Below are 14,236 nucleotides of genomic sequence, written 5' to 3' on the forward strand. Positions count from 1 at the left end.
CCCCCCCAAGAAGAGTTCGCTCTGTGAAGTCTTCCCCTCTCCCGCCGGCGGGAGAGGGGAAGGCGGCCGTCGTGTATCGAATAGCCCCCATCACAGCTCCTTGCGGATGTCGACGACGCGCAGGATCGCCGCGACCATCAACAGCACGACGACGAGCAGCACGACCGCGTTCGCGGCGGCGGCGGGATATTGCAGCAGCGACATCTGGTTGCGCATCATCAGCGCGACCGAGGCGCTCTGCCCGCCCGACATCACCTGCACGGTGGAGAAATCCGCCATGATGAGCGTGACGACGAAGATCGAGCCGATCGCGATGCCGGGCTTCGCGAGCGGGATGACGACGTGGACGAGCGTCTGGAAGGCGGAGGCGCCATTGTCGCGCGCCGCCTCGATCAGCGCCCGGTCGATGCGCACCAGAGAGTTGAAGATCGGCGTCACCATGAACAGCGTGTAGAGATGCACCATGGCGAGCACGACGGCGAAATCGGAATAGAGCAGCCATTCGACCGGCTGGTCGACGAGGCCGATGCTCTGCAGGAACCCGTTCATCAGGCCGTTGCGGCCGAGAAAGGGAATCCAGGAGATCATCCGGATGATGTTCGAGGTCAGGAAGGGCACGGTGCAGACGAGGAAGAGCACGGTCTGCATCGTCGCCGTGCGGATATAGAAGGCGAGGAAGTAGGCGACGGTGAACCCGATCGAGAGCGTGATCGCCCAGACGATCGCCGTGTATTTGAGCGTGTTGAGATAGGTCTTCCACGTCACCCAGGAGCCGAGCACGTCCTGATAGTTGGTGAGGATGAAGTCCGGAATGACGCGGGCGAAGTCGTAATCCCAGAAGCTCACCACGACGATGGTTATGATCGGCACGAGCAGGAAGAAGCCGAGGATCAGGGCGAGCGGCAGCGCCTGCAGATAGGGCACGAAGGCCGGCGTCTCGCCCGGCAGCTTCGTCGGCCGCCGCGTCGCGGCCTTCGGTCCGGGCGCGGCGGGGGCGGCCGATGGGGCGAGGACGGCTGTCTCTTCGACGGTGGTCATGCGCGCTCCGCTCGGGAAGGGTCCTCCCCCGCGACGCGGGGGAGGACGGATTGGCGACGCTGCCGTCAGGCGGCGATGAACTCGTTCCAGCGGCGGACCATGTAGCGGTCCTCGTCCATCACGGAGTTCCAGCAGGCGACGGCGCCCATGCGGGCCTCGAACGAGCCGCCGTCGCGGACAGCGCCGGCCTTCTCCATCACCTTGCCGTCGGGCGAGAGGATGTCGCCCTTGGCCGGCTTGCCGTCGACCCAGTAGCCCCACTCGTCTTCCGACATGAACGCCTTGGCGGTCTCCATCGCGGCCGAATAGTAGCCCTGGCGGTTGAGATAGGCGCCGACCCAGCCGGAGAGATACCAGTTGATGTATTCATAGGCCGCATCGAGCGTCGCGCCCGAGACGTGCTTGGCGATGCCGAGGCCGCCGCCCCAGGCGCGATAGCCTTCCTCGAGCGGCTGGTAGACGCACGGAATGCCCTTCGAGCGGACGGCGGCGACGGCCGGCGACCACATCGACTGGATCACAACTTCGCCCGAGGCCATCAGGTTGACGCTCTCGTCGAAGGTCTTCCAGAAGGCGCGGAACTGGCCTTCCTGCTTGGTCTTGATCAGGAAATCGATCGTGGTGTCGATCTCCGCCTTCGTCATGTTGCCCTTGTCGGCATATTTGATGATGCCGGCGGATTCGGCGATCATCGCGGCGTCCATGATGCCGATCGAGGGGATGTTGAGGATCGACGTCTTGCCCTTGAAGGCGGGGTCGAGAATGTCCTTCCAGTTCTTGATCGGACGGCCGACGAGGTCCGGACGGATGCCGAGCGTGTCGGCATTGTAGATCGTCGGGATCAGCGTCATCCAGTTGGTCGGCTCCTTCGCGAAGGTGGTCGACTCGGCGCTCTCGACGAAGCCGACCGTGTGCGGCGCGGTGCCCTGCGCGATGACCGAGTCCGGCTTCAGCTTGCCGGTGACGAAGAGCGGCACGATCTTGTCGAAATACTTGATCTTCGACACGTCCATCGGCTGCATGACGCCGGCCGGGAAGACCTTCTTGCAGATCCAGTATTCGATGTCGGCGATGTCGTAGGAATCCGGCTGCGTCACGGCGCGCTGCGCCGCGGCATCCGAATCCATCGCCGTCATCTCGAGCGTGATGCCGAGATCTTCCTTGCACTTCTCGGCGATCGCGTTGAGCGCCGACACGCCGGTGCCGAACTGGCGCAGCGTGATCGGGTTCTGCGCCCAGATGGTCGGAAAGCCGGTGATCGCGCCCGAGCCGGCGGCGAGACCGGCGGCGGCGGCCGATCCCTTCAAGAGCGAGCGGCGGGAAATGCCGCGCTTCTTCGTCGTCGTCATGATGAGGAGCTCCCTGTTCCCTCTTTGATCCTCGCGGCCGAACGCGACCGCTCGAATGGCGGTGGCGGCCGTCAGGCCGCGAATTCGTGGATGTCGGCCTCGTCCCAGGTCACGGCCGTGGCGTCGCCGACCTCGACGGGGCGGGCGAAGAACACCTTGTCCGGCACGATCGCGACGAGCTCGGTGCCATCCTCGGCGACGAGGCCGACGACGACGTTGCTGCCCTGATACTCGGTCGAGCGGACGATCGCCCGTCGGCCACCGGGTGCATCGTCCTGTGGCACGAGGCTGACCCGGTCGGCGCGCACCGAGACCGTCTTGCCGAAGATCGGCAGGATGTTGTGGCCGCCGATGAAGCGGGCGACGAACTCGCTCGCCGGGGTCTCGAAGATCGCGCGCGGCGCGCCGGCCTGCTCGATGCGGCCGTGCGACATGATCACCACGAGGTCGGCGAGCGCCATCGCCTCCTCCTGGCTGTGGGTGACGTGGATGAAGGAGATGCCGAGCTCGCGCTGGAAGCGCTTCAGCTCCGCCCGCACCCGGATCTTGAGGAAGGGATCGAGCGCGGAGAGCGGCTCGTCGAGCAGGAGGATCTGCGGGTCGGTGACGAGCGCACGGGCGAGCGCGACGCGCTGCTGCTGGCCGCCGGAGAGCTGCGCCGGCAGCCGCTCGGCATAGGGCGTCATGTCGACGAGGGCGAGCATCTCGTCGGCCCGCTTGTGGCGGGTCGGCTTGTCGATGCCCTTCATGCGCAGCGAGAAAGCGACATTGTCGCGCACCGAGAGATGGGGGAACAGCGCGTAGGACTGGAACATCATCGCCGAGCCGCGCTGGGCCGGCGGCTTGTCGTTGACGATCTGGTTGCCGAGCACGATGTCGCCGTCGGAGACGGATTCGTGTCCGGCGATCATCCTGAGCGTCGAGGACTTGCCACAGCCGGACGGCCCGAGCAGGCAGCAATAGGTGCCCGCCTTGATCTTGAGACTGATCGAATCGACCGCCACCGTGCCGCCATAGCGCTTGGTGACGGATGCGAGCTCGAGATCGGCCGGTCGCGCCATCGCTGCCTCCAAAAATCGATGCGAAGAGGAGTCGCAAGCGGCGTGCCAAGCGCCTTCGCACCTGCGAAATGGCGTCAAGCTATTGATTTTACGGACACCGGACCGGTGCCGGGACTTATGAGCCCAATTTGAAGGCGGTTTTGCCCGTGCTCAATTTTGGGGCGACGGGACACAAAGATTCAGCACGATCGTATACGATCGGTGTTTGCCTCGTATCCGCCGGCAGCGTAGTCTCATCCCGGTCGGCAGACCGCCGACGGACAGCCATGCAGAACCGAGCTCCCCCCGACCGGACGACCCTTCTCGCCCCCGCCTCAGGACGGGTGCCGCCGCGTTCCGCACGCGCCGCCTCGATCCATGCCGAGCTTCTGGCGGCGATCGTCGACCGCCGGCTGGCGCCGGGCACCCGCCTGCCCGAGGACGAGATCGGCGCGATCTACGGCGCCAGCCGGACGATCGTCCGCGCCGCGCTCGAGGCGCTGTCCCACGAGGGCCTGGTGACGATCGAGCCGAACCGCGGTGCGGGTGTCGCACGGCCGAGCGTCGCGGAAGCCGGCGAGGTCTTCCAGGCGCGCGGGGTGATCGAGCCGCAGGTCGCCGTGCTCGCGGCCGCAGGCGCGACGCCCGAAGCGATCGCGCGGCTTCGCGCCTGCATCGAGGAGGAGCACGCCGCGCTCCATGCGGGCGAGCATCGCCGGGCGATCGTGCTGTCGGGCAATTTCCACAATCTGATCGCCGAGATGGCGGGCCAGTCGATCCTCGCCCTCTGGGTGCGCGAATTGGTGCTGCGCTCCTCGCTGATCCTGTCGCTCTATTGGCGCCGGCCGGAGCTCACCTGCGCCACCCCGGCGCATGCCGCGCTGATCGACGCGCTCGCCGGCGGAGACGCCGCCGCCGCGGCCCGGTTGATGGCCGAGCACATCGCCGATCTCGCCGAGGGCCTCGACCTGACCGAGCGGAGCGCGACACCGGTTCCGCTCGCCGATCTCCTCGCTCCGCCGCGATAGGCGGCGAACCCGGCTTGCGCCGGCACCGCCGATCGGCTATTCGACTGTCGTTCCGCGGGGGAAGTCCCGCGGAGCCGTAAGCGTTTCCGTCAAGCAACGCGCTCATCGACCCACGCGGATCGGCCGTGGGTCCGCCGATCCGTCGGCGTGCGCACGGCGAACCTTACGAGATCTCGAATGTCCTTGCCGTTTCACTTCCTCCGCCCGCGAAAGCTGCCCGCGCGCTTCAATGCCGCGGCCTTTCCCTTCGTCCTGTCGATCGCCATGACGGCGATCGTCTCGGCGGTCTCGACGCTGAAGAGCCTCGGCTTCGCGCCCGGCTTTCCGGGCCGCTGGCTGTCGGCCTGGGGGCTCTCCTGGCTGATCGCCTACCCGGTGCTCCTCCTCATCCTTCCCGCCGTCCGGCGGATCGTCGCCGCGGTGGTGGTTCAGCCGCCGCTGCGGCGGTAGAGCTCGGGGTTCAGCGCCGGATCATTATACATCTTGAACTGGCGATAGAGGCGGAAGCCGCGTGTTTTCGCCTCGATCTCTCCGATCAGGGTGTCGAGCGCCGCGGCGAGATCGCCGCGCTGGCGCAGGATCGTCGCGAGCTTGGCGGCGCAGGCCGAGCGGTGCGCGTCGGACGCGTCCGGCCGCTCCGCTTCCTCCCGCATGTGGTAGGCCTTGAGGGCGAGGATCGACAGCCGGTCGACGATCATGCCGGGGGTCTCCGAGTGCATCGGGCAACCCTCGGGGAACGGCCCGGCAGCGGCAGCCAGCCAGTCGTCCAGCCGCTCGACCGCATTGTTGCGCTGCTGGTTCAGCCGGTCGATCGCCCGCTTGGCGCGGTAGACGTGCTCGAAGCCGAGATCGTCGCGGCGCGCGCGGTCCTCCTCGTGCCAGAGCTGAAAATTGAAGCCGTGATTCTCTTCCATCGCGGCCATGGCGCCGTCGCCGGAGGGCGTCACGGGTCCGCTGTGCCACAGCACCGTCAATTCGACCTGACGCTCGACCAGCGCGGCGATGTCGAGAAGGGGCATCAGGAAGGGACCGTGACGGTGGCAGCCGGAATGAGCGCGCGCGCCCGGGCGAAGACCTCGGCCGGCGAGAGCGGGCCGTGGCCCTGCGGCTCGTCGCGGAGCGGCAGGACGTTCGCGTTGAACGGCCCGGTGCGGTCGTGGAACGAGGCGAGATAGATCGCGACGCAGGGCGTTCCGGTCGCGGCGGCGAGATGGAGCAGCCCGGAATCATTGCCGACGAACACGTCGGCCGCCGCCGCCTGATAGACCGCATCGGCGAGATCGGTATCGGTGAAATCGCGCAGCCGCTCCGCGGCCGCGGGTATCAGGGCGGCGCGGATCGTCGCCGCCATCGTGCGCTCGGAAGGCCCGCCCATCACCCAGACCTCGAAGCCGGCGGCGGCCGCGGCCGCGGCGAGCGCGACATAGCGCTCGAGCGGCCAGCGCCGCTCCGGCCCGTTCGATCCGGGTGCGATCGCGATGATCGGCGGGCCGTCCTCGGCAATGCCGGTGCGCCGGCGCCAGGCGGCGAGGTCGGCCGCCGAGACCTCGAGCCGCGGCGGCGGCAGGTCGACCGGCTCGCGCTCCATCGGCGGCATGGCGAGCATGGCGCAGCGCATGCCGATATGGATGTGGTCGAACTCGCCGCTCCGCATGTCGTTGACGAGGCCGTAGCGCATCTCGCCCCGCCAGCCGGTGCGGCGCGGAATGCCGGCAAGGAAGGGGGCGAGCGCGGCCTTCACCGTGCCCGGCATGATGATCGCCGCGCGATAGTGCCGGTCGCGCAGGCGCCGTGCGAAGCGGAACGCTGCGGCGAGCGAGAGCCGGCCGCGCACATGCGGCTCGACCACCGCCGCACGCAGTTCCGGCATGAAGCGGGTGAGCGGGGCGCAGAGCGGGCTCGCCACCATGTCGATCGGCCGCCCCGGAAAGCGCGCGGTGAGTATCCGCACGGCGGTGTGCGCCCGCACGAAATCGCCGATCCACTGGAACGGGACGACCAGAATCGCGCCGTCGCCCTCGCTCGCTCTCGCCTGTCGGTCCGTCACGCGTGCCCCGCCTTTCCGCCCGTGCCATGACTGCGGTGCCCGGCCCGCCGCGTCAAGCCCGCCACCCCTGCTTGTGGTTTGTGCATTTCAGATTGGAACTGCTCAAGACAGTCTCTTGACGGCACGTTTGGAATTTGTCCAACTGATCAAGTTTTCCGCGGCCGCGGAACCAAGAACGACAGAGGGCGCGGCAAGCGGGCCGATGTATGGCGGGGTCGGAGTCGCCCTGCCGCGCCGTTATGGGAGACGCGTTCTTGAGCACGATTTCTGCGCCGGATATCGCCTCCGGCCGCCTGGCGCCGGAGGATTACCGCGCCAATTTCGGCGACATCCATCCGCCGCTCGATCGTCATCAGGCGCTCGTGGAGTCGGACCGCTGCTATTTCTGCTATGACGCGCCCTGTGTCGCGGCGTGTCCGACCTCGATCGACATTCCCCTCTTCATCCGCCAGATCAGGACGGAGAACCCGAAGGGGGCGGCGGAGACCATCCTGTCGCAGAACATCCTCGGCGGCATGTGCGCGCGCGTCTGCCCGACCGAGACGCTGTGCGAGGAAGCCTGCGTGCGCGAGGCGGCCGAGGGCAAGCCGGTGAAGATCGGCCTGCTGCAGCGTTTTGCCACGGACGTGCTGATGGAGACGGGCGAGCAGCCCTTCGTCCGCGCGCCCTCGACCGGGCGGCGCGTCGCCGTGGTCGGCGCCGGCCCGGCCGGTCTCGCGGCCGCGCATCGCCTCGCCATGCACGGCCACGACGTGGTGATCTATGACGCCAGGCCCAAGCCCGGCGGGCTCAACGAATACGGCATCGCCGCCTATAAGGCGCCGGACGGCTTCGCGGGCGCCGAGGTCGATTTCATCCTGTCGATCGGCGGCATCACGGTCGAGAACGGCAAGGCGCTCGGCCGCGACATCGCGCTGTCGGAGCTGCGCGGCGCCTATGACGCGGTCTTCCTCGGCATGGGTCTCGCCGGCGTCAATGCGCTCGGCCTCGACGGCGAGGAACTGCCCGGTGCCGAGGACGCCGTCGATTATATCGGCCGGCTCCGCCAGACGGACGACCTCGCCGCCCTGCCGGTCGGCCGCCGCATCGTGGTGATCGGCGGCGGCATGACGGCGGTCGATGTCGCCGTGCAGTCGAGGCGGCTCGGTGCCGAGGAGGTGACGATCGTCTACCGCCGCGACCGCGCGGCGATGGGCGCCTCCGCTTATGAGCAGGAGCTCGCCGCGACCGACGGCGTGGTGATCCGCCACAACGCGCAGCCGCTGCGGCTCGTCACGGAGGGCGGCCGGGTCACCGGCGTCGTCTTCGAGCGCACCCGCAGCGAGGCCGGCGCGCTCGCGGCCACCGGCGAGACCTTCACGCTGCCCGCCGACATGGTGTTCAAGGCGATCGGCCAGAAGCTCGTGCCCGCCGCCTTCGAGGAGCCGGGCGCGGCGCTGACCCTGAAGGGGGGCAAGATCGCCGTCGACGAGGAGCGCCGCACGACGCTGTCCGGCGTCTGGGCGGGCGGCGACTGCGCCGCCACCGGCGAGGACCTCACGGTCGCCGCCGTCGCCGACGGCCGGATCGCCGCCGAATCCATCCACCGCGCATTGAGCGCCGCCTGAGGGGCACCGCCATGGCCGACCTGCGCACCGAATTCGTCGGAATCAAATCGCCGAACCCGTTCTGGCTCGCCTCCGCGCCGCCGACCGACAAGGCCTACAATGTCGTCCGCGCCTATAAGGAAGGCTGGGGCGGCGTGGTCTGGAAGACGCTCGGCGAGGACGGCCCGCCGGTCGTCAACGTCTCCGGCCCGCGCTACGGCGCGATGCATGCCGGCGACCGCCGGCTGGTCGGGCTCAACAATATCGAGCTGATCACCGACCGGCCGCTCGAGATCAACCTGCAGGAGATCAAGCAGGTGAAGCGCGACTGGCCGGATCGCGCCCTCGTCGTCTCGCTGATGGTGCCCTGCGTCGAGGAGAGCTGGAAGGCGATCCTGAAGCGCGTCGAGGAGACCGAGGCGGACGGCGTCGAGCTGAATTTCGGCTGCCCGCACGGCATGAGCGAGCGCGGCATGGGCTCGGCGGTCGGCCAGGTGCCGGAATACATCGAAATGGTGGCGCGCTGGTGCAAGACGCACACCCGCATGCCGGTGATCGTCAAGCTCACGCCGAACATCACCGACATCCGTTACCCCGCCCGTGCGGCGAAGGCGGGCGGTGCCGACGCGGTGTCGCTCATCAACACCGTCTCCTCGATCATCGGCGTCGACATCGATACCTTCGCGCCGCTGCCGACGATCGACGGCAAGGGCTCGCATGGCGGCTATTGCGGCCCGGCGGTGAAGCCGATCGCCCTCAACATGACGGCGGAGATCGCCCGCGACCGGGAGACGCGCGGCCTGCCGATCTCCGGCATCGGCGGTGTCACCACCTGGCGCGACGCGGTCGAGTTCATGGCGCTCGGCGCCGGCACGGTGCAGGTCTGCACGGCCGCGATGACCTATGGCTTCCGGATCGTCAAGGACATGATCGAGGGCCTGTCGCAGTATATGGACGAGCGCGGCTTCCGCAGCGTCGAGGAGATCGTCGGCCGCGCCGTCCCGAACGTCACCGACTGGCAGTATCTCAATCTCAACTACGTCGCCAAGGCGAAGATCGACCAGGATCTCTGCATCGAATGCGGCCGCTGCCACATCGCCTGCGAGGACACCTCGCACCAGGCGATCACCAGCATGAAGGACGGCAAGCGCCATTTCGAGGTGATCGACGAGGAATGCGTCGGCTGCAATCTGTGCGTCAGCGTCTGCCCGGTCGAGGATTGCATCACCATGGTGCCGCAGACGGCGGGCGTCGACCCGCGCACCGGCCTCGCCAATGACCGGCCCTATGCCAACTGGACGACGCACCCCAACAACCCGATGGCCCGGCCGGCCGCGGAGGTGGTCGCCGAGCCGGCCGAGTAGGTTCAGCTCTCCAGCGCCTCGACCTCCGCCGTCATGCGGCGGAGGCGTTCGGAGAGGTCGCGCGTCATGTTGGCGTAGATCCGGACGATCATCTCCGGATGCGCCTCGCCGACCTCCTTCAGCTGTTCGACCGAGAAGCCGTAGCAGACCACCCGTTCGCGCGCGACGACCTCGGCGGAGCGCCGGCCGCCATCGATCACCGCCATCTCGCCGAAGGAGAGGCCGGGTCCGAGCGAGGCGATGCGGATCGTCTTGCGGCCGTCGCGCTCCGGCGCCGGCACCTGCACCGACACCGAACCGCGGGCGATCACGAAGAACACATTGGCGGCGTCACCGGCCCGGATGAGCGTGTCGCCCGTCTCGAAGACGAAGGGCCGCGCCATCGCCTCGAGCCGCTTGATGTCCTCGGCCGGCAGGCCGCGGAAGAGGTCGATCGAGGCGAGCGAGAAGCGGCTCTCCTCGCCGCTCAACCCCGCCGCGGCGATCAGCCGGTTCTCGAACCATTCGAGCGCCGCGTCGCGATCGGCGAAGACGCGGCCCGAGAGACCGCCCGGCGCCTCGGCGAGGCCGCGATGGAGGTCGCCGAGCGGCCCCTCGGCGCCGAGATGGGCGAAGGCGAGGCTGCGCTGCGGCGTCGCGAAGCCCGCGGCGAGCCGCAGCAGCAGGCTCGACGCCGCCTCGTCCATCGAGGGCACGCGGCGCAGATCGAGGATCAGATGGTCGGCGTCGCCGGCGAGCGCGCCGACCCGCCGCAAGAGGCGTTCGGTCGAGCCGAAGAACAGCGGCCCCTGCACCTCCAGAATGGCGATGCGGCGCCCCTCGGCGTCGAGCACGCGCCGCTCGGCCGGCCCGCGCACCCGCTTCGAGCGGGTGACGTCGGCGCGCAACTCGCGGCGGATCACGGTGCGGGCGGTGATCTGCGTCTTGAAGACGTGCAGCCCGAAGGTCGCCGCGATGTCGCGGCAGGCGGCGACGCCGCGCACGCTGTTGCCGTGCCCGTCGATCGGCGGCGAGAACACGGCGATGCCGAGCTGGCCGGGGATCACCGCCATGATCGAGCCGGCGACGCCGCTCTTCGCCGGGATGCCGACATCATAGGACCATTGCCCGGCATAATTGTACATGCCGCAGGAATTCATCACCGACAGCACGTCCGGGATGAACTCGGCGGCGAGCGCCCGTTCGCCGGTGAGCGGATTGACGCCGTTATTGGCGAGCGCGGCGCCCATCACGGCGAGGTCGACGGCCGTCACCTCGATCGCGCATTGGCGGAAATAGACGTCGAGAATGTCTTCCGGTGCCGCACGGATCATGCCGCTGTTGAGCATCATATAGGCGATCGCCCGGTTGCGGTGGCCGGTCGCCTTCTCGGATTCGAACACCGCCTCGTCGATCGCGAGCGGCCGGCCGGCGAAGCGGCCGAACAGAGCGAGCAGGGTGTCGATCCGCTCGCCGAGCGTATGGCCGCGCACCGTCTCGGCGACGGCGATCGCCCCGGCGTTCACCATCGGGTTGAACGGACGGTTGTGCACCTCGTCGAGCACGATCGAATTGAACGCCTCGCCGGTCGGCTCGACGCCGACCCGCTGCAGCACGGCCTCGCGGCCGTAGCGCTCGAGCGCATAGCCGTAGAGGAAGGGTTTGGACACCGACTGGATGGTGAAGGGCGTGCGCGCGTCGCCGGCGGCGTAGACCTTGCCGTCGACGGTGGCGATGGCGATGCCGCATTGCATCGGATCGGCCTTGGCGAGTTCCGGGATGTAGGAGGCGACCGTTCCGCCGGACATCCGGCCGATGCGGAAATGGAGGTCGTCGAGATAATCCTGGATCGGGTCGGGTGCCGCCGTGTCCGGTCCGTGTCCTGCTGACGTCATGCTTCCCCTCGATGCCCCAGACGCGGGGGGAATGATACAAGGCCCGTGCCAGCGAAATGAAGAGAAAGCGAAGACGGCTGAGCTTCGTGAGGCCTCAGTCCGGCCTCGGCCGCAGTCCACCGAGGATCAGCTCTTCGAGCGTCCGCGCCGCCCGGTCGAAATGGGCGGTCTCGGACGGCTCCGCACCGAGCACGGCGCGCACCTGGACGTCGAAATCGGCGTAATGCTGCGTCGTCGCCCAGATCGTGAAGACGAGGTGATGCGGGTCGACCGGCGCGATGCGCCCTTCCGCGATCCAGCGGCGGATCACTTCGGCCTTCTCGTCGACAAGGGCCTTCAGCGGGCCGGCGAGGATGTCGCCGATCACAGGCGCGCCCTGCAGGATCTCGAGCGCGAAGAGCCGCGAGGCCTTCGGGCGGTCGCGCGACAGCTCGAGCTTGCGGTCGATATAGGCCTTCAGCTCGGCGAGCGGCTCTTCGCCTTCGCCGAGATGGGTGAGCGGGCCGAGCCAGTCGTCGAGCGTATGCTCGAGGATCGCCCGGTAGATGTCCTCCTTGCGGCGGAAGTAATAGAGGAGGTTCGGCTTCGTCATGCCGGCCCGTTCGGCGATCTGGTCGATCGTCGCACCGCGGAAGCCATAGGTCGAGAACACGTCGAGGGCCGCGTCGAGGATCTTCTCCTCGTTCGCCTGCTGGATGCGGGTGCGCTTCTTCGTCCGTTGCGCGCGGGCGGCCTCGGGCGGGTTCATCGGCGCGGCGGCAGGGAGGGGCGCATCGGGGCGTGCATCGGGGCCTTGGCGACGAGGAAGAGGAGCCGGAGCCCTCCTAGGCCAAACGGCTGCGTCGCGCAATTCGATCTGCACCGCCTCAGAAGCTCGGCGGCGTGCAGGCGGTGACGAGTTCGAGCTCGCCCTCGCCGATGTTCCTGAAGGCGTGCGGCTTGCGGCTGTCGAAGAAATAGGCGTCGCCGGGGCCGAGTTCGTAGCGCGTTCCGGCCACTTCGAGCAGCATCCGGCCGCGGATCACGAGCCCGGCCTCCTCGCCCTGATGCGACAGCATCGCCTTGCCGGACTCGGCGCCCGGCTGATAGCGCTCGTGCAGCATCTGCAGGCTGCGGCCCTCGAGATCGGAGCCGACCTGGCGGTAGGAGATGCCGCCGCCGGCGATCTCCTTCAGTTCCGCCGCGCGGTAGACGACCTTCTCCGCCTCGCCGCCGTCCTCGGCGAAGAATTCGGCGAGGCTGATCGGGATGCCGGCCAGAATCTGCCGCAGCCCCGAGACCGAGGGGCTGACGCGGTTCGCCTCGACCATCGAGACGGTGGCGTTCGAGACCCCGGCGCGCTTGGCGAGCGCGCGCTGCGAAAGGCCGTGCCGCAGCCGCAGCGCCCGAAGCCGCGCCCCGACATCGAGTTCGTAGGGGCGGCCGGTCATGGCGGCAGGGCAGGGCGGCGAGCGTTCATGTGTTCAAGATATAGAACGTTCTTAACGCCGCCTGTCAATTGACCGGCCAAATGGCGGGGGTTACGTTCACGAAAATGACCGCCCCGACCGGCCGGCCGGTCCCCCGGAGCCCCCGATCATGTCCGCTTCCTCGCGCCTCAACAATCTCGACGCCTTCTGGATGCCGTTCACCGCGAACCGGCAGTTCAAGCAGAATCCGCGTCTCCTCGTCGGCGCCGAGGGCATGCGCTACACGACCGCCGACGGCCGCACCCTGCTCGATGCCGCCGCCGGCCTGTGGTGCGTCAATGCCGGCCATGCCCGGCCGCGCATCGTCGAGGCGGTGGCCAAGCAGGTCGCCGAGCTCGATTACGCGCCGGCCTTCCAGATGGGCCATCCGAAGGTGTTCGAGCTCGCCGCGCGGCTCGCCGCGATGTTCCCGAGCCCGCTCGACCATGTCTTCTTCACCAATTCCGGTTCGGAATCGGTCGACACGGCGCTGAAGATCGCGCTCGCCTATCACCGCGCCAAGGGCAATGCCGGCAAGTTCCGCCTGATCGGCCGCGAGCGCGGCTATCACGGCGTCGGCTTCGGCGGCATCTCGGTCGGCGGCATCTCGAACAACCGCAAGACCTTCGGCACGATGCTGACCGGCGTCGACCACATCCGCCACACCCACGATCTCGCCCGCAACGCCTATTCGAAGGGCCTGCCGGAGCACGGCGCGGAGTTCGCCGACGATCTCGAGAAGGTGATCGCGCTGCACGACGCCTCGACCATCGCGGCCGTCATCGTCGAGCCCGTCGCCGGCTCGACCGGCGTGCTCATCCCGCCGAAGGGCTATCTCGAGCGGCTGCGGGCGATCTGCGACAAGCACGACATTCTCTTGATCTTCGACGAGGTGATCACCGGCTTCGGCCGTCTCGGCAAGCCGTTCGCCGTCGATTATTTCGGCGTCGTGCCGGATCTCGTGACGACGGCGAAGGGCATCACCAACGGCACCATTCCGATGGGCGCGGTGATGGCGTCGAAGACGATCTACGACACCTTCATGAACGGCCCGGAGAACATGATCGAGCTGTTCCACGGCTATACCTATTCCGGCCATCCGGTCGCCTGCGCCGCCGCGCTCGCCACCCTCGACACCTATGAGGAAGAGGGCCTGCTCGAGAAGAGCGCGGAGACGATCGCCTACTGGCAGGACGCGGTGCACAGCCTGAAGGGCCTGCCGCACGTCATCGACCTCAGGAATCTCGGCCTGATCGGCGCGGTCGAACTGGAGCCGATCGCCGGCGCCCCGACCAAGCGCGCCTTCGCCGCCTTCCTGAAGGCCTTCGAGACCGGGCTGATGATCCGCACGACGGGCGACATCATCGCGCTCTCGCCGCCGCTCATCATCACGAAGGCGGAGATCGACGAGCTGTTCGGCAAGCTCGCGGCGGTGCTCGAGGCGATCGACTGAGCCGGTCGC

At 68.3% G+C, this 14,236-nt stretch carries 13 protein-coding genes; 5 read left to right on the plus strand and 8 right to left on the minus strand.

What is annotated here, in order from left to right; all coding sequences use genetic code 11:
- Nucleotides 1–90 precede the first annotated feature (90 nt).
- The 3 genes from GGQ63_RS11725 to GGQ63_RS11735 all read right to left on the minus strand — a co-directional run bounded on the left by GGQ63_RS11725 (nt 91) and on the right by GGQ63_RS11735 (nt 3,448).
- A complete protein-coding gene (locus GGQ63_RS11725; RefSeq protein WP_183855982.1) occupies nt 91–1,038 on the minus strand; it encodes an ABC transporter permease in 948 nt (315 codons plus the stop codon).
- Between the two features lie 65 nt (nt 1,039–1,103).
- A complete protein-coding gene (locus GGQ63_RS11730) occupies nt 1,104–2,387 on the minus strand; it encodes an ABC transporter substrate-binding protein (protein ID WP_183855984.1) in 1,284 nt (427 codons plus the stop codon).
- A 71-nt stretch (nt 2,388–2,458) separates the two neighbouring features.
- Nucleotides 2,459–3,448 carry an ABC transporter ATP-binding protein gene (locus tag GGQ63_RS11735; RefSeq protein ID WP_183855986.1) on the minus strand — a complete coding sequence of 330 codons (990 nt, stop codon included), beginning with the start codon at nt 3,446–3,448 and terminating at the stop codon, nt 2,459–2,461.
- A 266-nt stretch (nt 3,449–3,714) separates the two neighbouring features.
- Here GGQ63_RS11735 and GGQ63_RS11740 point away from each other — a divergent pair, with 266 nt between their 5' ends.
- Together GGQ63_RS11740 and GGQ63_RS11745 are read left to right on the plus strand one after the other, a co-directional pair.
- Nucleotides 3,715–4,455 (plus strand): GntR family transcriptional regulator, encoded by a 741-nt coding sequence (locus tag GGQ63_RS11740; protein WP_183855988.1) that lies wholly within the window; start codon nt 3,715–3,717, stop codon nt 4,453–4,455.
- A gap of 177 nt (nt 4,456–4,632) precedes the next feature.
- The gene (locus GGQ63_RS11745; RefSeq protein WP_183855990.1) at nt 4,633–4,905 is read left to right on the plus strand and encodes a DUF2798 domain-containing protein; all 273 of its coding nucleotides are present in this window, start codon (nt 4,633–4,635) and stop codon (nt 4,903–4,905) included.
- Here the strand turns inward: GGQ63_RS11745 and GGQ63_RS11750 are convergent.
- Nucleotides 4,884–5,474: a DUF4254 domain-containing protein gene (locus GGQ63_RS11750; RefSeq protein WP_183855992.1), complete on the minus strand. Its 591-nt coding sequence runs from the start codon at nt 5,472–5,474 to the stop codon at nt 4,884–4,886. The genes GGQ63_RS11745 and GGQ63_RS11750 overlap by 22 nt on opposite strands.
- Entirely contained in the window at nt 5,474–6,502 is a 1,029-nt protein-coding gene (waaF, locus tag GGQ63_RS11755; protein WP_183855995.1) for a lipopolysaccharide heptosyltransferase II, read from the minus strand. The genes GGQ63_RS11750 and waaF overlap by 1 nt, the downstream gene beginning before the upstream one ends.
- Nucleotides 6,503–6,756: 254 nt before the next feature.
- On the opposite strand from waaF, the gene GGQ63_RS11760 reads away from it, so the two are divergent.
- Nucleotides 6,757–8,109: an NAD(P)-dependent oxidoreductase gene (locus tag GGQ63_RS11760; protein WP_246429738.1), complete on the plus strand. Its 1,353-nt coding sequence runs from the start codon at nt 6,757–6,759 to the stop codon at nt 8,107–8,109.
- 11 nt (nt 8,110–8,120) lie between these two features.
- Nucleotides 8,121–9,452, plus strand: coding sequence for an NAD-dependent dihydropyrimidine dehydrogenase subunit PreA (gene preA / locus GGQ63_RS11765; protein WP_183855999.1), 1,332 nt, complete (start codon nt 8,121–8,123; stop codon nt 9,450–9,452).
- 2 nt (nt 9,453–9,454) lie between these two features.
- Here the strand turns inward: preA and glsA are convergent, their stop codons facing one another.
- From glsA to GGQ63_RS11780, 3 genes are all read right to left on the minus strand, one after another.
- Complete coding sequence (gene glsA / locus GGQ63_RS11770) at nt 9,455–11,326, minus strand: glutaminase A (protein ID WP_183856001.1); 1,872 nt, start codon at nt 11,324–11,326, stop codon at nt 9,455–9,457.
- A gap of 94 nt (nt 11,327–11,420) precedes the next feature.
- Nucleotides 11,421–12,074 carry an HTH-type transcriptional regulator RutR gene (gene rutR / locus GGQ63_RS11775; RefSeq protein WP_183856003.1) on the minus strand — a complete coding sequence of 218 codons (654 nt, stop codon included), beginning with the start codon at nt 12,072–12,074 and terminating at the stop codon, nt 11,421–11,423.
- 118 nt (nt 12,075–12,192) lie between these two features.
- Nucleotides 12,193–12,756 (minus strand): cupin domain-containing protein, encoded by a 564-nt coding sequence (locus GGQ63_RS11780; RefSeq protein ID WP_183856006.1) that lies wholly within the window; start codon nt 12,754–12,756, stop codon nt 12,193–12,195.
- A gap of 148 nt (nt 12,757–12,904) precedes the next feature.
- Between GGQ63_RS11780 and aptA the strand changes: the two genes are divergently transcribed.
- A complete protein-coding gene (aptA, locus tag GGQ63_RS11785; RefSeq protein ID WP_183856008.1) occupies nt 12,905–14,227 on the plus strand; it encodes an omega-aminotransferase AptA in 1,323 nt (440 codons plus the stop codon).
- Nucleotides 14,228–14,236 lie beyond the last annotated feature (9 nt).

The sequence above is a fragment of the Prosthecomicrobium pneumaticum genome, from assembly GCF_014199915.1.
Classification (GTDB): domain Bacteria; phylum Pseudomonadota; class Alphaproteobacteria; order Rhizobiales; family Kaistiaceae; genus Prosthecomicrobium; species Prosthecomicrobium pneumaticum.

Excerpts from the sequence above, each read along its gene's own strand:
- GGQ63_RS11725 (WP_183855982.1), bottom strand. The coding sequence starts at position 1,038 with ATGACCACCGTCGAAGAGACAGCCGTCCTCGCCCCATCGGCCGCCCCC.
- GGQ63_RS11730 (WP_183855984.1), bottom strand. The coding sequence starts at position 2,387 with ATGACGACGACGAAGAAGCGCGGCATTTCCCGCCGCTCGCTCTTGAAG.
- GGQ63_RS11735 (WP_183855986.1), bottom strand. The coding sequence starts at position 3,448 with ATGGCGCGACCGGCCGATCTCGAGCTCGCATCCGTCACCAAGCGCTAT.
- GGQ63_RS11740 (WP_183855988.1), top strand. The coding sequence starts at position 3,715 with ATGCAGAACCGAGCTCCCCCCGACCGGACGACCCTTCTCGCCCCCGCC.
- GGQ63_RS11745 (WP_183855990.1), top strand. The coding sequence starts at position 4,633 with ATGTCCTTGCCGTTTCACTTCCTCCGCCCGCGAAAGCTGCCCGCGCGC.
- GGQ63_RS11750 (WP_183855992.1), bottom strand. The coding sequence starts at position 5,474 with ATGCCCCTTCTCGACATCGCCGCGCTGGTCGAGCGTCAGGTCGAATTG.
- preA (WP_183855999.1), top strand. The coding sequence starts at position 8,121 with ATGGCCGACCTGCGCACCGAATTCGTCGGAATCAAATCGCCGAACCCG.
- glsA (WP_183856001.1), bottom strand. The coding sequence starts at position 11,326 with ATGACGTCAGCAGGACACGGACCGGACACGGCGGCACCCGACCCGATC.
- rutR (WP_183856003.1), bottom strand. The coding sequence starts at position 12,074 with ATGAACCCGCCCGAGGCCGCCCGCGCGCAACGGACGAAGAAGCGCACC.
- GGQ63_RS11780 (WP_183856006.1), bottom strand. The coding sequence starts at position 12,756 with ATGACCGGCCGCCCCTACGAACTCGATGTCGGGGCGCGGCTTCGGGCG.
- aptA (WP_183856008.1), top strand. The coding sequence starts at position 12,905 with ATGTCCGCTTCCTCGCGCCTCAACAATCTCGACGCCTTCTGGATGCCG.